This is a genomic window from Leptospira ainlahdjerensis (assembly GCF_016919175.1).
GTDB classification, from domain to species: domain Bacteria; phylum Spirochaetota; class Leptospiria; order Leptospirales; family Leptospiraceae; genus Leptospira; species Leptospira ainlahdjerensis.
Window position 1 is genome coordinate 50,948 of the sequence record NZ_JAFFPU010000028.1, and the last position, 21,310, is coordinate 72,257.

Annotated in this window: 19 protein-coding genes and 1 tRNA gene; 6 read left to right on the forward strand and 14 right to left on the reverse strand. The window is 44.0% G+C overall.

What is annotated here, in order from left to right:
- Window positions 1-24: 24 nt before the first annotated feature.
- Window positions 25-159 carry a hypothetical protein gene (locus JWG45_RS22405; RefSeq protein WP_269750278.1) on the reverse strand — a complete coding sequence of 45 codons (135 nt, stop codon included), beginning with the start codon at window positions 157-159 and terminating at the stop codon, window positions 25-27.
- A 100-nt stretch (window positions 160-259) separates the two neighbouring features.
- Entirely contained in the window at window positions 260-2,395 is a 2,136-nt protein-coding gene (locus tag JWG45_RS07090; RefSeq protein ID WP_205279065.1) for a PP2C family protein-serine/threonine phosphatase, read from the reverse strand.
- 387 nt (window positions 2,396-2,782) lie between these two features.
- Between JWG45_RS07090 and JWG45_RS07095 the strand changes: the two genes are divergently transcribed.
- The 4 genes from JWG45_RS07095 (at window position 2,783) to JWG45_RS22140 (ending at window position 7,840) form a co-directional block, all read left to right on the forward strand.
- Window positions 2,783-4,591, forward strand: a complete 1,809-nt coding sequence (locus JWG45_RS07095) for an alginate export family protein (protein WP_332476347.1) — start codon at window positions 2,783-2,785, stop codon at window positions 4,589-4,591.
- Between the two features lie 30 nt (window positions 4,592-4,621).
- Complete coding sequence (locus JWG45_RS07100; protein WP_205279067.1) at window positions 4,622-5,626, forward strand: sulfate ABC transporter substrate-binding protein; 1,005 nt, start codon at window positions 4,622-4,624, stop codon at window positions 5,624-5,626.
- Window positions 5,627-6,420: 794 nt separating this feature from the next.
- Complete coding sequence (locus JWG45_RS07105; RefSeq protein WP_205279068.1) at window positions 6,421-6,906, forward strand: LIC11966 family surface protein; 486 nt, start codon at window positions 6,421-6,423, stop codon at window positions 6,904-6,906.
- Window positions 6,907-7,105: 199 nt separating this feature from the next.
- The gene (locus tag JWG45_RS22140; protein ID WP_232380571.1) at window positions 7,106-7,840 is read left to right on the forward strand and encodes a hypothetical protein; all 735 of its coding nucleotides are present in this window, start codon (window positions 7,106-7,108) and stop codon (window positions 7,838-7,840) included.
- Here the strand turns inward: JWG45_RS22140 and nhaC are convergent.
- From nhaC to JWG45_RS07150, 8 genes are all read right to left on the reverse strand, one after another.
- On the reverse strand, window positions 7,837-9,246 hold the full coding sequence (nhaC, locus tag JWG45_RS07115) for a Na+/H+ antiporter NhaC (RefSeq protein WP_205279086.1): 1,410 nt from the start codon (window positions 9,244-9,246) through the stop codon (window positions 7,837-7,839). The genes JWG45_RS22140 and nhaC overlap by 4 nt on opposite strands.
- A gap of 5 nt (window positions 9,247-9,251) precedes the next feature.
- Window positions 9,252-10,253 (reverse strand): pseudouridine synthase, encoded by a 1,002-nt coding sequence (locus JWG45_RS07120; protein ID WP_205279069.1) that lies wholly within the window; start codon window positions 10,251-10,253, stop codon window positions 9,252-9,254.
- 35 nt (window positions 10,254-10,288) lie between these two features.
- A complete protein-coding gene (locus JWG45_RS07125; protein WP_205279070.1) occupies window positions 10,289-11,368 on the reverse strand; it encodes a PilZ domain-containing protein in 1,080 nt (359 codons plus the stop codon).
- A gap of 107 nt (window positions 11,369-11,475) precedes the next feature.
- Window positions 11,476-13,758 carry an alpha-hydroxy-acid oxidizing protein gene (locus tag JWG45_RS07130; protein ID WP_205279071.1) on the reverse strand — a complete coding sequence of 761 codons (2,283 nt, stop codon included), beginning with the start codon at window positions 13,756-13,758 and terminating at the stop codon, window positions 11,476-11,478.
- Between the two features lie 16 nt (window positions 13,759-13,774).
- Window positions 13,775-14,908 carry a tRNA 2-thiouridine(34) synthase MnmA gene (gene mnmA, locus JWG45_RS07135; RefSeq protein WP_205279072.1) on the reverse strand — a complete coding sequence of 378 codons (1,134 nt, stop codon included), beginning with the start codon at window positions 14,906-14,908 and terminating at the stop codon, window positions 13,775-13,777.
- Window position 14,909: 1 nt separating this feature from the next.
- Window positions 14,910-15,869 (reverse strand): retropepsin-like aspartic protease, encoded by a 960-nt coding sequence (locus JWG45_RS07140; RefSeq protein WP_205279073.1) that lies wholly within the window; start codon window positions 15,867-15,869, stop codon window positions 14,910-14,912.
- Window positions 15,848-16,078: a hypothetical protein gene (locus JWG45_RS07145; protein ID WP_069607815.1), complete on the reverse strand. Its 231-nt coding sequence runs from the start codon at window positions 16,076-16,078 to the stop codon at window positions 15,848-15,850. The genes JWG45_RS07140 and JWG45_RS07145 overlap by 22 nt, the downstream gene beginning before the upstream one ends.
- A 42-nt stretch (window positions 16,079-16,120) precedes the next feature.
- A complete protein-coding gene (locus JWG45_RS07150) occupies window positions 16,121-17,179 on the reverse strand; it encodes a sensor domain-containing diguanylate cyclase (protein ID WP_069607816.1) in 1,059 nt (352 codons plus the stop codon).
- Between the two features lie 200 nt (window positions 17,180-17,379).
- Between JWG45_RS07150 and JWG45_RS07155 the strand changes: the two genes are divergently transcribed.
- A tRNA-Met gene (locus JWG45_RS07155) sits at window positions 17,380-17,452 on the forward strand.
- A 244-nt stretch (window positions 17,453-17,696) separates the two neighbouring features.
- On the opposite strand, the gene proC is transcribed toward JWG45_RS07155, so the two are convergent.
- Genes proC through JWG45_RS07170 form a run of 3 tightly spaced genes read right to left on the reverse strand, consistent with a single transcriptional unit; the run spans window position 17,697 to window position 19,856 of the window.
- Window positions 17,697-18,470: a pyrroline-5-carboxylate reductase gene (gene proC / locus JWG45_RS07160; RefSeq protein ID WP_232380573.1), complete on the reverse strand. Its 774-nt coding sequence runs from the start codon at window positions 18,468-18,470 to the stop codon at window positions 17,697-17,699.
- 2 nt (window positions 18,471-18,472) lie between these two features.
- Window positions 18,473-19,141 (reverse strand): YggS family pyridoxal phosphate-dependent enzyme, encoded by a 669-nt coding sequence (locus tag JWG45_RS07165; protein WP_205279074.1) that lies wholly within the window; start codon window positions 19,139-19,141, stop codon window positions 18,473-18,475.
- Window position 19,142: 1 nt separating this feature from the next.
- Entirely contained in the window at window positions 19,143-19,856 is a 714-nt protein-coding gene (locus tag JWG45_RS07170; protein WP_205279075.1) for a hypothetical protein, read from the reverse strand.
- Between the two features lie 146 nt (window positions 19,857-20,002).
- Between JWG45_RS07170 and JWG45_RS07175 the strand changes: the two genes are divergently transcribed.
- Complete coding sequence (locus JWG45_RS07175; protein ID WP_205279088.1) at window positions 20,003-20,716, forward strand: flagellar assembly protein FlaA; 714 nt, start codon at window positions 20,003-20,005, stop codon at window positions 20,714-20,716.
- On the opposite strand, the gene JWG45_RS07180 is transcribed toward JWG45_RS07175, so the two are convergent.
- Entirely contained in the window at window positions 20,688-21,305 is a 618-nt protein-coding gene (locus tag JWG45_RS07180; RefSeq protein ID WP_205279076.1) for an HAD family hydrolase, read from the reverse strand. The two genes, JWG45_RS07175 and JWG45_RS07180, sit on opposite strands and share 29 nt — an antisense overlap.
- Window positions 21,306-21,310 lie beyond the last annotated feature (5 nt).

A 21,310-nucleotide genomic window follows, 5' to 3' on the forward strand; every position in this document is an offset into this window, starting at 1 on the left:
AGAAAAGGACCAAAGACAAAGAAATCATTCCTTCTTTGCGTTTTCTTGAACGTATTTTTTAAAGTCGGCTTCGGACATTTTATCGGCGTAAAGGGGATAGAGGGCGGCGATCAATTCTTCTAAGGTTGGAAATTTGGCGCCATCAAGTTTGTAAGCCATAGAGACTCCTCGGGATTCTAAAATCTAAGAAAGATCCGTTTTGAATCCGCGTATTGTCATCTTTTTTTCGAACCCATTTCTATAAATCGAAAAACCGTCTTTATCCCAAATTCGATCTTTCGATTCCGAGCAAAGTTATATCATCCTTCTTAAAATCGGGTATAACCAAAGAATTCGCCAAGGCCAGCAATTCTTCACAAACTTTTTCCAATGGTTGATCCACTCGATTTCGAATCCATTCTTCGATAGAAAAATGTTCGTACGGATCTCCGGAAAACAAAAAACGATCCGGCAATCCATCGGTGAAAAGAATCAATCGAAAGTTCTTCGGTAAGTCATAAGATAACTCGGCATAACGATGTTGCGGAAGCATTCCTGCATACGGACCGACGAGTACGAGCGACTCGGACTTTCCGTCTCCGGTCAGAATACAGGCCGGATTTCCGGAACTGGAAAAAAGGATCCGATTTGCGCTCAAATCCAGATCCAAAATCAGACCGGAAAAAAAAGGACTTACATCCCCGATTCTGGACGCGAACTTTTGGGAAAGTTTTGTGAGAAGTTCTCCGGGGGAAAGATTCCAATCAAAGATCGAATTGTATTCGCTCTGAATCACCATCGTTATCAGAGAAGCCTGGATGCCGTGACCGATCGCATCCGCGATAAAAATTCGAATTCCGTTTTTTCCGCTTCTTCGAACATTGTAAAAGTCGCCGCCGACACTCGAAATCGGTTGATAAAAAGTATAAAGACGAAGCCCGATCTCTTGAAAAGAGGAATCTTCAGGGACTTCCAAAAAGTCTTCCTGAATTTTCGCGGCCATCTCCAGATCTTCCTGGATGGAGCGCAGAGCCAGTTTCAGTCGATGAGTTCTTTCCTCGACTTTTTTCTCCAAGTTGCGCGAAAGATCCAAAAGCCTTTGCATGTTCTTAGAATTTCGTACCGAAAGTGAGACGGACTGCGCCGCCAAAAAAACAAAAGTTCCGATCGAACTGTAATATCCGGTTTCCAAAAAATAACTCACATACAAAAGGTCGTTGATCATCGCGAGATAGATAAATAAAAATCCGGTCAGAAGAATGATTGCTCCTTCCCTTTTTTTACGAACTGCCCGAATCAGAGTATAAAGTCCGAGACTCCCCGCGAAAAAGGCATTCAAATAATAAATCGGAATCGTATAGGTAAAAACTTTCATCGGAAACAATAAAACGATCGCCGAGGCGACCGAGGAAATCCACCAAAGAATATCCACAAAGATTCTTTTTAAATCCCTCGGATATAGGGAAAGAATGTAGTTTAAAAAAATGGGAACCGAAAGATAAAACGTAAGATACTCGACTCGTATTATAGTTTCATAATTTAGAAAATCCGTGTATTCGAGAATCAATCGATTCCCCGGAAAAAGACTTCTAAATCCCATCAAAAGACAAAAAAGTCCGAAATAAAGGGACTGAGTTTCCTTTTTTCTCATCAAAAAAAAAGAAAGGTGGAGAAAGGCCATAATAAACAAACCTCCCACCAAAAAAGAATCCAGACGAAGACTTCGATTCCAATCGGAACGTAAAGAATCCGCGTCTCCTAAAATGATCGGGGACCAAAATCCGCCCAATCTCAAATCTTCATTCGCGATTTGTAATACGATTTCCAGATTTTTCCCGGAGGATTCGAACTCAAAAAACAAGGGGCGTATCCCCTCTTTTACTTCCTTTAAGGAGAAATCTTCGTTTCGAAGAATTTCTCCGGAATTCAAAACCGGTTTTCCGTTTAAAAAGAGCTCATAGGAAGAACTTTGATCGGGAAGAATCAAACCCAGTCTTTGGACCTGGTCCGGTAGTTTCACTTCGAGTATGTAGGAACCAAATCCCTTCCCCGCTCTCGAACCTCCGTTCCAAGTGGACGGCACATATACGATTTCGCCCGATCTCAATTGATTCGGTTTCGAATCTCCTTCTTCGGATAGATATTTCCATCCTCCCCAGTGAAACATCCATTCTCCGCGAAGAGTCAAACTTCCGTTTTTTCGAAAGTCCCAAGAAGACGCGTCCAGAACTCCGGATCTCCCGAGCGGCGCTTTCGACCCCGTTCCCGCACAGGATAAGAAGAGAAAAGGAAGAATCCAGAGGCAAAAAAGAAATCGAAAGGATTTTAGTAAACGCAACGGCCGAATTTTTAAGGAAAGAATTTCATACCGTAAAACGTTTCCGAACATAGAGGAAAGATCTTTCCAAGATTTCAAAACTGTTCAAATTCTTTTTATTAAGATTGTGAAGAAATGAAAGGTATCTTTGGATTCTTTCCAAGGGCCTGGTTCCCAAGAAATAGCGATGGGAACAATCATACGAATTTCTATCGGATCAGCCGTGATCTTTTTTTGTAGTAGTATTTTCTCGGAAAAACATTTCAGAACACCAACATCTGAGTAGTTCCATTCCTTTCCAGCTTTTGCTTTTCAGAAAGAATTCTTCTCTTTTTTTAGAAATATTACTATAATAACAAACAAGTTTCTATAAAATTTGAAAAAATATCCAATATAACAGATTTTATATTGACTATAACGTGAAATCTTCTTTCTTAGTAAAAAATTTCGCAAGGAGGGATTTAAGTGAAACGCACGACAACAAAAATTATTACCGGAGTTTTTTTCCTTTGTACTCTTACATTTGGCCTCTTTTCTCAAGAAACAAAAAAGACGAAAGCTTCCGATTCTGGTCCGGTTCTGAACTTGGATCCTCCTTCGGATGTAAAGTATGAGGAACAACCGAATGACGGAAAAGGGATTCCTGAAATTCAGCAAGAACTCGCAAAAGAAGAACCTTACAAAAGTCCTTACAAAGGAAAACTTCCGGGGGAGTTTATGAAATCGATGCTCCTCTCTCCGGAACACCAAGATGCGGTTCGAAAGGTCGATCGTCTCTGGTTCGGAGATATCTTCCGAGTCGGTTTCCAAGTCCGCCCGCGCTTTGACTACAGCCACAATGCGGATTTTGATAAACGAACTCAGGACGATCGAAACTTTGCGACTCAGAATTCTCAGGTTTCTTTTATCATCGATCCAAGTCCCTATGTCGCTGCTAAGGTTACGATCCAGGACGTTCGCGTTTTCGGCGGAGAACAATCCCGTAAGGACGGTCAGTTGGGTTATCTCGGACTTTCCAACTCTGCCGGTGTGGAACTCAGTTCCGCTCCAACCGCCACCAACTCGGTGAGCATTAAGAATAACACCGATCTGAGAGAAGGTTTTATTCAGTTAAAAAACTTCGCCAACGGTTTCGAGGTTTTCATCGGAAGACAAATTTTCGGTTTTGGAGACAACCGATATATCGGCGGAAGAAACGACGGCCAGACCGGTAACTCTTTCGACGGCGCCCGTGTGAAATACAATTCCAAATATTTTAACTCGGAAGCTTTTACTTCCATCGTTGCGGAAGACTCAAACGCCGGAAGCGGGAACAACACCGCAAACGGAGTCAAAAGAGGAACCGTAAACGATACTTATCTTTCAGGTTTATACAACACTCTCAAGTTCGAAGACTTTCTTATCGATTTCTATTACTTTAACATAGACAAAAAATGGGAACAAGGTCCGAACCCTATCACGAGCCAGGATCGAACTAGACAAAGGGACGATTTGAATACAGTAGGATTTCGCTTATCAAATCGAACGGATAATAACCGTTTGCCGAAGGCGAAATCATGGGATTGGACTCTGGAAGGTTCTTGGCAATACGGATTCAATGGCCAAAGGGTGAACGCAGGCTGGGATCAACTCAAACAAACCGTGGACGGAAAATCGAACTCCTCAAGAATATACACCGAAAACGTTCAATATGACGCGAAGTATTTCATCGCTCAGACGGGTTACACTTTCTTTGATCGATTCAGAATAGGAATTCAATATTCGATCGCTTCGGGGGATCCGAACAGAACCGATAACAAGGTTGCAACCTATGACGCGTCCTTCGCTACAAGATCGGGCGGGTTTCCCTATTTCGATTCCGGAAACGGTATCGTAAACGCAACGTTCTGGTCGAACACTAGAACGAAATCGATTCATCTTATGTATAATTCTGCAAATTACGGAAGATTTATATTCGTCGCCTACGACGTTCAAAAAGCTTCTGAAAACGACGCTTGGTATTCTTCCGGAGGAACGCCTAATACCGGTTTAACCACGGAGAATGTTTCGGGTTCCGCGTTTGGCGGTTACAAGCTCGGCGAAAGAGGCGGTAAACGTCTGTTCTACGAATTCGACGTAATCTATCAATACTATCTTAAAGACTATGTTTCGATTTGGACGGGAGCGTCGTATCTCCTCGCGGGAGACTCAGTCCGAAACGCAAGGGTCAATCCATGGGCGACTAACGTAAACGACCGATATACGCTGGACGGAAAGTCTTACAGTTTCTTTCTCTTTGTCCAATTTGCTATGTGATTTAATATTAGAAGTTAGGAAAATAAAACGATGAAAACTAAAATATCCAAAATCGCCGCGATCTTATTCTTTTGGATCGCGGGAAACACAACACTCTCTGCAAAAGACGTAAATCTCCTGAATGTTTCCTACGATCCGACCAGGGAATTGTATGCGGAGTATAACAAACTTTTTGCGAACTACTGGAAGTCCAAAACCGGAGACGAAGTAAGAATCAATCAGTCGCACGGTGGAAGCGGGAAACAGGCAAGATCGGTCATCGACGGACTCGAAGCGGATATCGTAACTCTCGCCCTCGCCTATGACATAGACATCATCGCTTCGAAAGGTTTGATCGCGAGAGATTGGTTGAAAAGCCTACCGAACAACAGTACACCTTATACTTCGACGATCGTGTTCGTTGTTAGGAAGGGAAACCCTAAGAATATCAAAGATTGGGACGATCTTGTAAAATCGAAAGTCGGCGTGATCACTCCGAATCCGAAAACGAGCGGAGGTGCGCGATGGAACTATCTCGCTGCTTGGGCATTCGCTCAGAAAAAATTCAGCAACGACAACTCTAAGGTTCAGGACTTTATAAAAACATTATTTAAGAATGTTCCGGTTCTCGATTCCGGAGCTCGTGGTTCGAGCAACACCTTTGCACAGAACGGAATCGGAGACGTCCTGATCGCCTGGGAAAACGAATCCTTTCTCATCTTGGAAGAATTTGGAAAAGACAAATACGAAGTGGTATTTCCTTCCCTAAGTATTCTTGCCGAACCTCCCGTGGCAATTGTTGAAAAGAACGCGGAAAAACACGGAACCTTGGAAACAGCAAAGGCATATCTCAAGTCTTTGTATTCGGAAGCAGCTCAAGAAATTATTGCCAAGCACGGATATCGTCCGAGAAGTCTGACGGTTTTAAAAAAATACGAATCTAAATTCCCAAAGTTGGAGCTAATCACTGTCGATGGTCATTTTGGAGGATGGCATAGGGCACAGAAGGATCATTTTGCCGATGGGGCCTCTTTCGACCAACTCTACGTGAAATAACCCTCCAACCGCTAAGGACGCAAAGAAAAATTCCCTTTGGAGGCTTTTCTTTGCGATTATTTCCACAAGAAGCGGATTTTTCACGCTTGAGGTCGCAGAATCCAAAGCGGCCTTTCTCAAAAAAGGAACCTGCCATCTTAAGAAAATCCGTCGTAGTTACGACGCTCTTCCCGTAAAAAGTCGCGCGCCCCACCCTGATTTTGGGTGGAGGGGAGCGGAGGCGGGGAAAACTCCGGTGGAATTTGCTATATCACAAAATCCTAATTTTGCAAGCGCAAATTTCCGTGTAGGAACTCCTAAGAAAATTCCGCTTCTCGGAACGATTCTCGTTGCATCTCTCCTCACTTTTGGGTAAGGTTCTTGTCCCGAACCCAAGCGCAGGAGTCCCGATTCGAACGTCTTTACTCCCGCTCGGTCTATTTTACTCGGAAAGAATTCGATCCCCGATTGTATGAAAAAAAAACGTTTCGGAGATATCGAAGAACGGAGATCATTCTGATCTTAAAAACCTAAAAGCGCGAAAAAAAATCCGACCAACTTCGCTTTCCAAATATCCGCTTACCAAGCATTGATCCGTTCGTCGGGACGAAAATGAAAAATCAAATTCCGAATCCACTCGTTTGGTAGGATTTTTTTATCAGAAGATTCGTAAAAGGAACCATTCGAAAGAAATCCGCTGCAAGCAAAATATTTAACACTCCTATTCTTTAAATTAAAGCATCCTCTTTATTAAATGATAAATTCTCAATTCACAATATTCTTGATCTCCGGGAAATACTCGTAAGATTCGAGCCATGAACAATACAAAGTATATTACAGTCTTTGCAACTTTTTGTTGCATTCTTGTGTTTTCCGCCTGCAATACGCAGGATCCGGTCGCTTATAACAATAAGATCATCGATACGGTCAACAAAGCAAGCGAAGACTTAGAGGCTATGAACGACGCAATGTCGAAGGAAGATTTTGCGACAGCCGAAACGGTTCGCAAACAATGGGAAGAAAAACTGACAAAGGCCCTCGAAGAGCTCAAGTCGACAAAGGAATTCAAAGGAAAGAATGATTTAAAAAATGCAGGAATCGCTTCGATAGAATTGTATCAGAAAATCGTAGGATCCGACTACAAAAGCCTGATCGATCTCAGACTCAGTCTTAAAAGCGGAGCCAAAGTCAACGAGACACAAATTGACCAGCTTCTTGAAAACATCAATCGCAACCTGGAAAAGGCAACGAACGATTTGAATGCGGCTTCGGATCGATTCGGGCAAGAATTCGCAAAATAAACACATAAACATTTTCTAAAATAATAAATCACTTTCTTGTTAAGAGGCCGGATAACGTCAAAAAAGGGGTAAGGAAACAACCCTCGTTATTCCAAATTCCGTTTATTCGGTCTCCTTTTTTACAATAATTTATAGACTTATAAATCCGGAGATGTTTCATAGAGATTCAATTCCTATCCGAAAGGAGAATAAGATCTCTATGAAAATAGACAAAATAACCCTTCTCAAATCCACCGCCAAAGCTTCTTTTACAGGTCTCATCAACATAGCCTTTTTTACTTTGATCGGCATCATTCTAAACTGGATTCTTCTCGCGTTTCTTTTCCCCGAGATGAAAGCACTTTCTTCCGATTTGGGCGGGCTTCCTATCGCAAGAGCAGGGGGAATCGGCGCGGCGATCGCGCTCGTAGTGATCGTCATCGAACTCTGGCCTGTCACCTTAATCGTGTTAGGTTTTGGAATCGTATTTCCGGGACTTCATTTTTTATTCGGGAAAAAATACGCCGTCACAAAATCACTCTACGGTATGCTTGGAGACAATCGGGGAATCATCAGCGAATATCTTTCGGAACGTTTGGAGGAATCTATCCGCAAAAAGGCGGAAACGGACAATACAAAGGGAAAGAATTTTTCGATCGCGCAACAAATCCAAAATCTCCCCTACTACTTGACCAAGCTGGAAAGCCTTCCCTTTCCGTTGACGGCCCTTGTTTCCAAGCTCGCTCAAAAACTAAAAGTAGAAACTCTTCTTAAGGAAATTTCCGCTAAAATTCCCGATTCAGAAAATCCGAATTCGGAAGATCTGCAAAACGCCATAAAAAAAACGATCGATTTCGCGATTCTGGAAACAATCACGTCTCCGAGTTTTCAATGGTTCTTTATTTTGAACGGAATTAATGTTGGATTATTTTTGATTTTGAAAATTTTCATCTAAGAAATCGATTTCTTTTTGCGAATCGTCCATCCGGTCCAGGCGCAGATCAGAGAGATGATCGGGCTGCTTAGATTCATAAAAGCGTATGGAAGAAAAACAATGACAGGAACGCCTAACGTAGCCGCCATAAAAGAACCGCAGGTATTCCAAGGAACCAATGCTGAAGTCATAGTTCCGGAATCTTCCAGAGCCCTGGAAAGATTTTTCGGATCCAGCCCCCGTTCTTCATAAGCTTTTTTGAACATCTTACCGGGAACGAGAATTGAAAGATACTGATCCGAAGAAAGCAGGTTCGCCGCAAAACTGGTCAAAATCGTTCCTGTCAAAAGAGAACGATCCGTGGTCGCAAATCTTAGAATCGCAGTCGTTATCTTCTGGATAAATCCAGCCCCTTCCATCGCGCCCGCAAAAAACATTGCAGAAAAAATAAGCCAAACGGTCGGAAGCATCGAGGCCATCCCCCCTCTCGAAAGAAGTGCGTTTGTGAGAGCATTTCCGGTCTCCATAGAATTTCCTTTCGAGGAAGCGTTCAATATTTGTCTATAGACTTCCTGAAAATTCAATTCGGGATGCTGCAAAAGAATTCCGGAAGCGATTCCTGAAAGAATTCCCGCCAAGATGGAAGGAATTGCGGGAATCTTAAAGTAGATCAATACAAAGGTAAGAACGGGAGGAAACAATAACGCGGGATGGATTCGAAACGAAGAGTTAAGCAGTCGAATGACCTCTTCCGTTTTTTGACCAGAACCGGAAGAGTTCGAAAATTCTCCAAAGCCGATCCAGGCAAACGCAACAAGTGCGATACAAAACGCCGGAATCGTAGTATATAACATATGTTGAATATGAGTAAAAAGTGGAGTTCCCGCTATGGAAGAGGCAAGATTTGTGGTCTCGGAAAAAGGAGAAAGTTTATCTCCGAAATACGCTCCGGATACGACCGCACCTGCTGAAATTCCGGGAGGGATTCCCAGAGTGTTCCCGATTCCCATCAACGCGACCCCGACAGTACCGGCGGTCGACCAAGAACTTCCGGTGATCAAAGAAACCACGGAAGAAAGAAGACATGCAGTGATTAAAAAATAGGATGGATCCAATATCTGCAAACCCCAGACGATCATCGAAGGAACGATTCCAGACCAGATCCAGACTCCGATCAAGGAACCGATCAATAAAAGAATAAGCACGGGTTTTAAAACGTTCTTCAGAGATTCTAAAATCTGCTCTTCTAAGGTTTCCCATTTTACTCCGAGACGAAGCCCGAGCAAACTTGCGACCGTCCCCGATAAAATCAAAAGCATCTGAGCGGGTCCGTCGACTGTGCCGTTTCCAAAAACGAAACCTGCATAACCGAGTCCTAAAACCAAAACAAAAACAGGGATGATCGACTCGAACAAACCCGGCTGAATGAGTTTCATAAAAAATCCTCCGGTATTGGAGATCGAATTTTTATCTTTCGATTTGTATCCGGATGTATAAAACAAATCGCATATGCGTGTAATGCCTGTCTTTTCATTCCCAATCTTTCGACGAGATCCGGTTCTTTTCCTTCTATAAATTCCAAAAAAACCTCTTCCTCTTTTCCGTAGAGTTTGTCGCCGAACAACGGATAACCGAGACCGTAAAGAGTGGCGCGGATCTGATGCATTCTTCCCGTAATCGGCTTGCAAAGAACGTAGGAACTCGCGTTAGAATCTTTCTTATCATGGATAAGATCGGATTGAATTTTTCGAAAATAGGTAAAACTGATTTCTTCTTCGGATTCGATTTCCGTTTCCAAAAGTAGTCCCCGTTTCGAATCGAACTTCTTTTTTTCCAAAGGGGCGAATTTTCTTTTTTTGCGGATCTTAGAATCCGGGTCCGCTTTGAGAATTCCGTAGGCAGTCAATGATTTCGGAAAAGAATTCCATACTTTTGTAATGTAGAATTTTTGGATATTCCCGGAACTAAAAAGTCCGCTCAATTTAGAGGCGGTCTTCTGATTCTTCGCAAAAAGAATCACACCCGAAGTTTCCCGATCCAGTCGATGAATCGTATAAAGTTCCCGGAATCTTCCGGATTCCTGCAAAAGAGTGAGAAGGTTTCCCTTTCTATAAATTCCTGCGGGATGCACGGGAAGATCCCCCGGTTTATCGACGGCAACGAGCCATTCGTCTTCAAAGATGATTTTGTAATCGGTTCTTACGGGAGGCTCCGTTTTATTGTCGATTTGATAAACGACTTGATCGCCTTCTTTCAGAATGATGCCCGGTTTTACTTTTTTCCCGGAAAGGAGAATCCTTCCTTCGGAAATTTCTTTTTGCCAGGCGGTCCGAGAATGATACGTGAACTTTTTAGAAAGAAACTGATCGAGCCTCATCGAAGAATCTTCCGCGCGAATCGTTATCTGCAAAGATTCAGCGGCCGCTTCTTCCATCTCAACGTTTTGTGAGTTTTCAAATAGGGCCGGATTCAGGACGCCTGTTCCTTGGAATCGATATAGCTCTGAATCATCGATTCTTCTTTTTCGTTGAGGTTGAAAAACTCACAACCGATCCGAAACATCTTATCCGTGTTGTTGATGTTTCTGATGACGGCTCGAAAGGTTCCTTTGTTTTCCGCAGAAAGATTGAGGTCGAAAAGAATCGTTTCTCCGACCGTAAAACTTCTGGAAAAAAAGATAGACTGAGGATGAAAAAAACCGAGGCCTTGGAGTGAAATATTATCCACGCTACATTTTTCCTTAGATTCTTGAAAGAAACCGGAAGCGATGACGTCCTTGGAAACCGCGCTCGCTGAAATATTGGCCGCGTTGAAATCGTTCGTATTCAATTCCTTTTCGGAAAGAATTTGCACGTAACCGAGAGGAGTATAACCTTTGTAACGAATCATAATCGAAACTTCGGAGGTGATTCCGGATTCTAATTTATTCACGGTGATCAGTTTCTGATACTCAGGAAACGGTAAAAATTGAAATCCGCCGCTCCCGTCATTTTTAGAGTAGCGATCCAAAACGTAGATCGACTGATCGAAGTTATACATCAATCGTAGACGATTGTCCATTCGATCGGAGAAGAATATGGTAGAATTCGGATATTTTTCTTTGAGCTGTTTTGCGTGTTTTTTTACGATCTCGTCGATCTTTTTATCAGCAAATGCTAATGTCTTTCTCAGATTGCCTTGGTTGATGATGTTCGTAAGAACCGTCTGGGATCCGGAGGAAGTGTCGACGCGGATCCTCTCTTCCGTTCTCTGGGCAATCGTAACTTGAATCGAAGTTGCGAGCAACAATTCCACGCCGTTGGAAGGATTGTGCATTTCCACCGTAAAGTTCGCCGCAAAACGATGGTTGTTGTGAATCAGGTAGAGTTTTCGATTCGGCTCCGGAGTTGTTCCCGGCGGAAGTGTGATCACGATCCGAGTCGCGTCCTTCAGTCCGACAATTCTTACCGGGAGAGGACGATTTTCGACAACGATCGCAACGGGAAGTCTCGTAAAAAGAGACTGAAGAATTTTGTGAATCCCTTCCGGGTCGTTGATAAGTTTGTCCATGATTCTAAAACTACGATTTGAAATCCGTTTTTGGAAAGGATCCTCTAAACTGACGATCGTAAGTTTGAATATTCGATCGGAAAAGTCGAGTTAGTAAAACGATTTTCTCATAGGGGGCCGGAATTTTCTTCGTCAATTTTTTTCCGAAAAAGGAGATCCGTCCCAATTCCTTTTAAATTTTCCACTCCGGTGACATTCATGGATTGTAATAAATTTTCAGTATATTGCGAAATCAGAAAACGAATTCCGGCGACTCCTCCGCCAACGGCATAGATCGCCATCGGCCTTCCCACAAGAACCGTGTCGGCTCCGAGCGCGAGCATCTTGAAGACGTCCATTCCGCTTCGAACGCCTCCGTCAACTGCGATCGGAAACGATTCTCCAACCGCTTTTCGAATTCCGGAAAGAACTCTCGCGGTTCCCGGCATATCATCGAGAACTCTTCCTCCGTGATTGGAAACAACTATACAATCAGCACCCGCATCGATCGCGAGTTGAGCGTCTTCGGGTGTCATCACTCCCTTTACAATAAACGGAAGTCTGGTGAGAGCGCGGATCTTTGCGAGCTTGGAAACGTTTCTTGTCACCGAGGAAATATTTTTCATCGCCATCGTTTTGAAATTAACCGCGTCCACGTCCATCCCGATCGCGAAAAGCCCGGCGTTTTCCGATTCTTGAAAACGTTCTTTTAAAAGACCTTCGTCCTCTCTCGGTTTGCAGATAAGAATCGCGTCCGCCTTTGTCTTACGAATCGCTTCGAGCATGATCCGATATTTATCCGGGCTTGCACCGTCGCCTAACCACGCCAAGGTGCCCGCGGATTGACAACCTTCCAAAAGAGTCGCGGCGAACGTGAATTCGTCCATGGCCCCGTTCATGTTTGTGACGGCTCCGGTCATCGGCGCGGCCATCATCGGAGTTTTTAATTTTTTGCCTAAGAATGTCGTCTCGACGTTCGCGTTCGTATGTTCCCGAATATAACGAGGAAGAATGGAATATTCCTGAAGAGCCGCGACGTTGTCCTGAAACGTAAGCATTCTTCCCAAACCACCCATTCCGGGAACTCCCGAAGCGCAATCGGTTCCGTCGCAGACCTTACAAACCCAGCATACATCTTTTCCAAAACGAATTCTTGCGTTTTGCTGGATTTCCTTTTCGGATATGGAATAGAGTTCGTCGCAGGTAAAACGAATCGTGTTTTTGACTTTTTCAAAAATCGATTCCGCGTTTTGTAGAGTGTCCGCGCTGATGATGACGTGTCCGGTCTTTTCGATGTTATTCGTTGGCTCTTGGATGATGTCTCCGATCTTATTCATGAAGAAGAGATCGTTGACTCCTTCGATTTTACGCGCGTCTTCGAGTCCGTCAATGGCGAGTAACTTTCCTCTCGGAGCTAAAAGACAACGTTCGATGGAAACTCTCTCGACCGTAGGCGTGAGATTGTCCGGTTCTTCTCCGAGCGCGATAAGAATGGCCGCGCGATTTAAGTTGATCCCCGAAGAAAGAGGGAATGTAAACGCGGACATAAAACCGCCGGAAAGTCTTGCCGCTATCTCACCCACTTTTACTCCGTCCGGTGTGACCTTGATGTCTCCTTTACCGGCGCCGAGCGTGATCCCGAGGGCCTTCATACTTCGAAACATCACGTCTTCCACTTCTTTTAAAACGGAAGGACTCAAAGCGGAAGGCATGTTGTGCCCCATCTCGATAAAAAACGGTTCTCTTTCGATGATTCGATCGGCGATTCCCGTGATCACGAAATTTCCGTTCCAAGTCAGAGCGTCTACGGAGACCTCCGGACCAGGCATATATTCTTCGAGAATCATCTCTCCTGTGGGAGAATATTTTTTTGCGTGTTTGAAGGCGGCTTGTAATTCTTCTCTGTTCTCGACCTTGATCACGCCCCTGGCGCCCATATTGTCAGCGGGTTTCATCACAAGAGGAAATTTCAAAAATTCTAATGCGTCTCTCGTATCGGCTATGCTCCAGACGGGAGCGAAACCTGGCAGTGGAATGCCCGCTTTTTTCAGACGCTCACGCATCTTGACCTTGTTGGAAGCGGCTTCCGCGTCCACATAACGAATACCGGGAAGATCGAGTGCGTTTGCGACGGCTGCGACCGTCATACTCGCGTCGGTTCCCGCAGTGATGACTCCATCAATCTTGATCTTGGTCGCAAGTTTTTTGGATTCTCGCACCATACCTTCTATGTCTTTCGTGCTCATCACCATCGGAATATCGCAGATCTTCATTCCCGGAGCGTCTCCGTTCATGTCGGCGACTACGGTGGTGAGTTTCATCATTCTCGCGGTTTGGATGATAGGAACCTGAAGAAGTCCCCCACCCACGATCATTATGGTTTTCCCGGTGATTTTGTGATTCACTGACAAAAAAGAAAGTCCTGCTTTAATTCTGAAGGGCCACTGCCGGAGCGGTTTCTCGGATTTGCATTTCGATACTTCCCTTCCGGATAATTCCACCTAACAAAAGGTAGTCGGAATCGACCGGATAGAATACCGCGGATTGTCCGGGGGTAACACCTCTTACGTCTTCGAGAGGTTCGACGACGAGATCCTCTCCGCGTTTTGTAATCGTACAGCGGATCGGCGAATGTCTGTAACGGACCTGCACTCTGCATTCCAAGGATTCCCCTTCCGAAAGAGGAGCCAAACCTTGGTAGTTATAATCGATTACGGAGAAGGAACCCGTGTAGGTTTCATTCTCTTCTCCTAATATTACGGATCCATCATCTTCGATCGCGATGACATACAACGGATTTTTCCATGCGATCCCGAGTCCCTTTCTCTGACCGATCGTAAAGTTTTCTCTTCCCTTGTGTTTGCCGATGATTCTTCCGTCCCTGAGTTTGAAAAAACCGGGAGTAAATTCCACGTTTTTCTTTTCTAAGAATTTTCTATAATCGTTCTCGGGGATAAAACAAATCTCTTGCGACTCCGCTTTCTCGGCGACGGGAAGTCCCATTCTTCTTGCGATTTCTCTGACTTCGGGTTTTGTCATTTCCCCCAAAGGAAAGATTACGTTTTTGAGATTCTCCTGAGAGAGTCCGTATAAATAATAAGCCTGATTTTTGCCCATGTCGAGACCGTTTGCGATCGCGTAACGATCTCCGTTCTGTGCGATCCGAGCGTAGTGGCCCGTCGCGATCTTGTCGATTCCAAGGGCTTTTGCTTTTTCAAAGAGCGCGCCGAACTTGACGAAGGTATTACATTCCACACAAGGGTTCGGAGTTTTTCCGTGTTGATAGTCGTCTATAAAACGATCGATGACTTTCTCTTGAAAGACCTTTTCCATCTTCACGACGTAGAACGGAATTTTGAGCGAAAGACCAACGTCTCTCGCGTCCCGAATGTCTTCGGGAGAACAACAGGATTTTTTAGTGGTGTCGCAAGCCGGCGCTTCGTATTCCCAGGTTCGGAGATTGACTCCGATGACTTCGTAGCCTTCTTCCATAAGAAGTCCCGCGGTTACGGCGCTGTCCACTCCGCCGCTCATGGCTACTATGATTTTACCCTTGCTCATCTTACTTCCCGCCGTCTTTCCCTACTATACCTATAAGACTCCGTTTCATGTCCAAGAGAATTCTATGCTCGTTCAACCAGTTTACGCCGAGAATTCCCTGGATCCGAACTCCGGTCGAAACCCCGGCGAAATCGACCGGAAGCCCCGAAGGTAGAATTTCGAGATCGTTTACACAATTGGACGTCATGAGAATACAAAGTTTACGAACAAAACGCGTTCTCACGTTCAAAACCTTTCCTTGGAAGTTGAGAATCTGAACGGGACGACTCGAGGAAGTCTCTTCCACAAAACCGGGGATCACATTTGGCAATTCCAAAAGACTCAAGTCTGCGCCCGTGTCCATGAGAAGGAGCGCTTTGTCCTGGGTTCCATATTCGATTTCTAAAACCGGATGTCCGGAAAAAAATCGGAGCGGTTCCGTATTCTGAGCCAAACCCGGAAAGGGAGAAAGCATGGCCTCGGTAAATTCTCCACCTGCGCTTTCTAAAAAACGGATCTGAGTCGGATATTCTAAGATTAGAATTTTCTCATAGAGTGCGTCCATGCCGATGATTCCGTCGAGTTCAAGATTCCCGGAAAAGGTATGAGAAAGTACGGTAAGATTCTTAAAGATGGACTGGGTTTTGGAAAAAAGTTGAATGGTTCTTACTTTTCGGTAAGAATCGTCTTTTCCTCCGGGATAGGTCACCGCGATTCTTCGTTTGGAATCCTGTTCTGAGAAAAACTTCTCATCCAAAAAGGAGAATCGAGAACCTGTATCCACTAAAAACCGAAGCGGCTTTTCCTCGGGGCTCAAGGAAAGTTGTATAAAGCGAAAACCGTGTTTTTCAAAAAAGGGAAGAATGACTTCGACTCCCCCGGAAACTACATTGACTTGTGTTTTCGAGGGAAGAAGGGAGCAGGAAAGAAATGCAAAAAGAAAAAGTGTAAGGAAAAACCTCAGATCAATTTTTTGATACATTTCTGATTGGAACATCGTGTGTAGTCTATCACGCAGTCCCTGTATTGAATGCCTGTCACCGGGTCCGCTGGTTTGTATTCTATAAAACACGAATACGGAGAAAAATCAAATTTTTCTTTCCCGAGCGCTCGGTCTTGGATCCGTTTTGTGAGTTCTCTTTCTTCGATTTGAGTCAGAGGAACTTGGTACAGCAGGAGATTCTTTTCCATGCTGTACTGATCGGCAAATTCCGAAAAAAGAAAAAGGTTTTCTTACGTTTCTTTATAACAAATGGTCTGATTTTTTCCGGAATGTTTCGCCATATAAAGGGCCTTATCCGCTCTTTCAATCAGATCTCGGTTATTCTTGTCTTTCGGCCAAAACTCGGAAACTCCCACGGAAAGAGTGACTTTGAGATCGGGACCGCCGTTCGGATTTTTCACGCTACTGGCTTCCACCGCCGCGCGAATTTTTTCTCCCATCTCGTATCCTCGTTCCAGATCCGCTCCCGGCATCACGAGGCAAAATTCTTCCCCGCCGTAACGAGCCGGAGTATCGTGTTTGCCCGCATTTCGAATCAATTGTCGCGCTACTTCGATTAGGACCTGATCTCCCGCTTGGTGACCGTGCGTATCATTGAACTTCTTAAAGTTGTCCACGTCCGTAAAAAGAAGAGTCAGATGAGACTTCTTTTTTCGACAACGATCCATCTCTTCCTTGAGTTTTGTCTGGAAGTAGTGATGCACTTTGAGACCGGTCATCATGTCCACGGTCGCGAGTTCATAAAGACGAGAGTTCTCGACGGCGATTCCCGCAAGTGTGGAAAGGGTCGTTAAAAAATCCCGGTCCTCTTCCTGAACCTCGTTCATGGTCATCTTTTCTCCAAGAACGAGAAGACCGTTCACCTTTCCCTTTGCGTTCAAAGGTATGATGAGGTCGGCTCCGATTCCTCGGAGGAAATCGATTTCGGTTACGGATCGGCCCATACTCTCTTCAATCTGATTTACCGTCATCGCTTTCATTCTCGTTTCTAAAAACTGAATGAGGGCCGCGTCCGTTTTGATACGGAATGATTTTTCGTTTTCCGAAAGATCAAAACCTTTGTAACTCGGATCCAATTCAAAAAAATCGGAATCCGCTTCCGGGCTGACATAGATTGCCGCCTGCAAGGTTTGCAACTGTGCGAGACAAATATTAAGAATTGCATCCATTAGATATTTATAATCTAAAGTGGAATTGAGAGCTTTGCTGATTTCTAATAATTGCTTTTGATCATAGATTTTCTTTTCGAGATATTCTATCATCAGTGGATCATTTTCTTTACTGATCAAACGGGTGGTTCTCCGGTGCTATAGATACGAAAGGAGCCTTTTCCAATTTATTGCCGAAATTTTGAACGGCTTTCTTTTTCATTCGAAACGAATCTCTTATACCAAAGGATATAAGATCTAATTTTTCTTTAAAAATCAATTCTTTTTGTCGATTTATTCTTGCTTTCGAGGGTTCAGCACAAATACTGACCTACATACACCGCGCGGTGGAGCAGCTGGTAGCTCGTTGGGCTCATAACCCAAAGGTCATAGGTTCGAATCCTGTCCGCGCTAGTGTTTTAACCCTTCCCTCTTTCTTTTCAAGATAAATTTTCCCTTTTTCCTGTCTTGTTTTCAAATATAACTGAATCCCGGGATTAGTTTGCATCCTTTTTCCAAAAACGAAGGTGAATATTTACTCGCACTCTTACGTTAGTCTCTTCTTGGTATTGGAACTAACCAGAAAGAACTATGATTCTCCCTTCCTAAGAAGGTTTTCAGAAGGAGCGAGGGTTTCCATTGAATTTCCCATTTCGCATTAATTTCCAAGTTCTTGGGACCGTTTGGCTGCGGCTTTCACCGCTTCGAGCACTGCGTGGGTAAATCCGTGTTTTTCAAGCTCCGCAAGTCCGGCGATCGTGGTTCCTCCGGGAGAGGTCACTTTATTCTTCCAAACTTCCGGATGGGTTTGTGGATCTTTTTTTCTTTCTTTACGAAGAAGTTCGGCGGAACCGATGACTGTCTGTATGCTCAAATCCAAGGCTTCTTGATAACCGAGGCCGGAAAGTACCCCTCCTTCTGCGAGAGCTTGGATGAATTTAAAAACATAAGCGGGTCCCGACCCGGAAAGTCCGGTCACGGCGTCCATCAAAGACTCGGAACTTAAGGGTAAAGAATGTCCGAGGGATTGGAAAATTTCCTCTACGGTTTCGTAGAGTTCGTCGTCTCCGTAGTAACCGATTGCAGATTCTCCAACAAGAAGCGGAAGGTTCGGCATGATTCGAACAACTTTGGATCCGGAAGGAAGAGAGTTTCGAATCGTTTGTGTGCTGATTCCCGCCGCAACCGAGAGAATCATTTTTTGAGAAGGGACTCGTTTTAAGAGTTCGACTACCTTTCCCGGTTTTACACATACGACGATCAGATCCGCTTGGGAAGAAAATTCTTCCCAAGAAGAAACGAGCTCTATCTTTTTATTCGAGGTCATGTAGGGATCGTATCCAAGAACCTGTGTCGGATAACGTTTCTTCAGAGAGAGATAGATCGCTCCTCCCATATTTCCACAACCTGCGACTCCAATCGTATGTTTCATGATCAATTCCTTTCTCCAAAGATGGCGCTTCCGATTCTTACAAAGTCGCTTCCCTCTTCGATCGCGATTCTAAAATCTCCGGACATTCCCATCGATAATTTTCCTTCGGGGTAATATTCGTTTCGGATGTTTGCGAGTTCTCGAAAAACTTCCCTCGTTTTGTTGGGTTCTCCGTCAGAAGGTCCCATCACCATCATCCCTTCGAGTTTACAAAACTCGTTGGAAAGAGTTTCCTTTTTGGAAAGAATTTCGAGCAGTTCTTTTTTGGCGAATCCGTGTTTGCTTTTTTCGTCCGTGAGATTGGCCTGTAAAAAGTAGCGTATTTTTTTTTGTTCTTTTTGCGCTCGATTCAAAAGTTCCTCCGCGGTTCCGAGACTACCGACTCCGTGCGCATACGAATAACCTAAGAATAGTTTTCGAAGAGTTCCGCTCTGGACCGGTCCGATATGATGCAGAACCAATGGAGAATTTTTTTCCTTCAACCATTCTTCAAACTTTTCCAATCCTTCTTGGATTCGATTTTCACCGAAATGAAAAACTCCTCCGTTTACCGCTTCTCGAACGGCTTCCAAAGTTTGAAACTTGGAGACCGCGATGAGTGTGGGAGGTTTCTCCGGTCTTAGCCTTGTGAGTTCTTCTTGGATTTGAAGATAACGTTCTCGAATCCCCATATCATTCTTTGGATTTTAGGTTCTTCATTTCTCTTTCGAGTTTTTCCACTCGTTTTTCCAGACTTCGTTTGGAAGAAACCTTTTTCGATTTTCCCTTTTTTTTGGAAGAGGAGATTCCCAATTTTTTTTCCAATCGATTGACTCTTGTTTCCAAGGAACGGATTCTTTTTCCGGTCTTGCGAGAAGAATATTTTTTAAGATACTTTTTCTTTTTTAAGGAATGTTTTCTTTCCGCTTTGTCTTCCCAATCCGTTTTGTCTTCTTTCATTCTTTCTTTTTTGGATTTGGGTTCTTCGTCTTTATAAGTGCTCGTGTCGTCCTTGGGAGGATTCCATTTTTCTTCCGGGTATTTTTCTTTTTCCGGTTTTGAGGGAGAAGTTGTCTTCTTTTCCTCGGGCCATTCTTCTTTGAGGCTTTTGGTTTCCTTGGATGGAAATTTCTCTTTTTCCATTCCTGAAAATTCTTCTGGAGCTTTGGAATTTTTTTCTTCGGTCGGAAGCGTATTTAAGTCGTTTGGTGAAAGCGGAGGTTCCGTGTTCATGTCCGGACTCAATATTACCCGATCGGTTTTAGAATTGTTTGAGACTTCTTCGCCTTCTTTCTTTTTTAAGAATTTGGAGATGTCTTCCCGAAAGAGATAACTGTAGAGGATCAAGGATCCTAAGAGTAAAACTAAAATTCCGGAAAGTAAGATTTTCAACTGGTCTCGTCTCATGGGCATACCTTTTTAGAATATCGGTTTTTTCCTTCGAAAAAGGGAAGGGAAAACGGGATAAGTATCTCTTTTTAAGTCCCATTTTCACCGAATAGAATCCTGTGAACCGCCGTTTTTTTCGTTTCGCCCTATTCTTCACGCTAGCTCTGAGCCTATTCGGAAGTCTTTCGGATCTCCCTTCGGCTCCGGTCAAAAGAGAAGAGGACGAAATCAGTCGGGTTCTGATCTTGGAAAAGATACTTTCTGAGTGGAAGCAATACAATCTTTTTCTCGTGGATTCTTTTGACGGGGAAAGACCCTGGGAAATCTATCGAGGTGTTTCTTTTTTAAACGAGATCCGATTCAATTCTCAAATCCCTTCTAATCCCGCTTTTTTGAAAGAAAGAGAATGTTATCCGACGCTTGCTCCGGCGAACGACTATCGTTCGATGATGGTACAGACCTTTTTTGAAAATCCAAAACACGCTCATCTGGAGATTCGTCCCAAGGAAAAAATTCGTCTTCCGATCGGCGCGCCGACTCGAATCTTTTTTTGGATGTATGCTTCTTCCCAAAATGCAAAGATTGAATTGGTTCTCCATCAATACAGGTCCAAAGAGATCGTGATCGAACTGAGCGATTTGAGTTTTGACGGCTGGAAAAGAATCGAGAAGAAGCTGGAGATTCCGGCGAGAAACACAAGACTCAACTCCAGTCTGCGTTATCCGTTCGAGATCGCCGCGATACGATTGATCCCGGGCCCTTTTCAAAAGAAGGGAGAATTTGTTTTCTATCTCGATCGGATGGGTCTTCTCATCGATACAAGGGATGAGGCTTATCCGGGAGCAGAGATCAAAGATAATTGGGGTACTGGTTTTTAAAAAATTCTCCGAGTTCCGAAGGATTCTTAGAACTGAATTGAAACGTGTCCCAACCGACGTAACCAGCCGCTTCCACGTTAGTTGCGTTGTCATCGATCAAAACATAGCGCATATCGGGATAATCGGTTTGAATCCATTGAAAGTATTCTTCCGCGGGTTTACGGGTTCCGAGTTCGCAGGAAAAATAGAGTTGATCGAATTGGGAGAATACTTCCTGCATTTCCGGAAATTTTTGAAGTTCCTTATACCAGATGGAATAGTTACTCGCGAGAACGAGTTTGTTTCCGTTCGCCTTTAAGAGCTTTACGATCCCGATACTTTCCTGAATAAGACGAACCTTTTGAAACATCAGTTCCTTGATCTTACGAGGATCCGGAAGATCGGAATTTCTAAATTCGGGAAGGTAGAATCTTTCGAAAAATTCCTCCTCTTCGATATGGCCCTTTTCGAATTCGATAAAGGCGTTTCTTTCCCTTCCCTGAATGAATTTTTCTCTCGATTCGCTGGGAAGTATTTTATAAAGTGCAGAATGAAAGGGATCCTTGATCAAGGTATCCATCAGATCAAAAGCAAATAGAACTCCGCTCATAAACC

Excerpts from the sequence above, each read along its gene's own strand:
- JWG45_RS22405 (WP_269750278.1), bottom strand. The coding sequence starts at position 159 with ATGGCTTACAAACTTGATGGCGCCAAATTTCCAACCTTAGAAGAATTG.
- JWG45_RS07100 (WP_205279067.1), top strand. The coding sequence starts at position 4,622 with ATGAAAACTAAAATATCCAAAATCGCCGCGATCTTATTCTTTTGGATC.
- JWG45_RS07105 (WP_205279068.1), top strand. The coding sequence starts at position 6,421 with ATGAACAATACAAAGTATATTACAGTCTTTGCAACTTTTTGTTGCATT.
- JWG45_RS22140 (WP_232380571.1), top strand. The coding sequence starts at position 7,106 with ATGAAAATAGACAAAATAACCCTTCTCAAATCCACCGCCAAAGCTTCT.
- JWG45_RS07120 (WP_205279069.1), bottom strand. The coding sequence starts at position 10,253 with ATGGAAGAAGCGGCCGCTGAATCTTTGCAGATAACGATTCGCGCGGAA.
- JWG45_RS07125 (WP_205279070.1), bottom strand. The coding sequence starts at position 11,368 with ATGGACAAACTTATCAACGACCCGGAAGGGATTCACAAAATTCTTCAG.
- mnmA (WP_205279072.1), bottom strand. The coding sequence starts at position 14,908 with ATGAGCAAGGGTAAAATCATAGTAGCCATGAGCGGCGGAGTGGACAGC.
- JWG45_RS07140 (WP_205279073.1), bottom strand. The coding sequence starts at position 15,869 with ATGTATCAAAAAATTGATCTGAGGTTTTTCCTTACACTTTTTCTTTTT.
- JWG45_RS07145 (WP_069607815.1), bottom strand. The coding sequence starts at position 16,078 with ATGGAAAAGAATCTCCTGCTGTACCAAGTTCCTCTGACTCAAATCGAA.
- proC (WP_232380573.1), bottom strand. The coding sequence starts at position 18,470 with ATGAAACATACGATTGGAGTCGCAGGTTGTGGAAATATGGGAGGAGCG.
- JWG45_RS07165 (WP_205279074.1), bottom strand. The coding sequence starts at position 19,141 with ATGGGGATTCGAGAACGTTATCTTCAAATCCAAGAAGAACTCACAAGG.
- JWG45_RS07170 (WP_205279075.1), bottom strand. The coding sequence starts at position 19,856 with ATGAGACGAGACCAGTTGAAAATCTTACTTTCCGGAATTTTAGTTTTA.
- JWG45_RS07180 (WP_205279076.1), bottom strand. The coding sequence starts at position 21,305 with ATGAGCGGAGTTCTATTTGCTTTTGATCTGATGGATACCTTGATCAAG.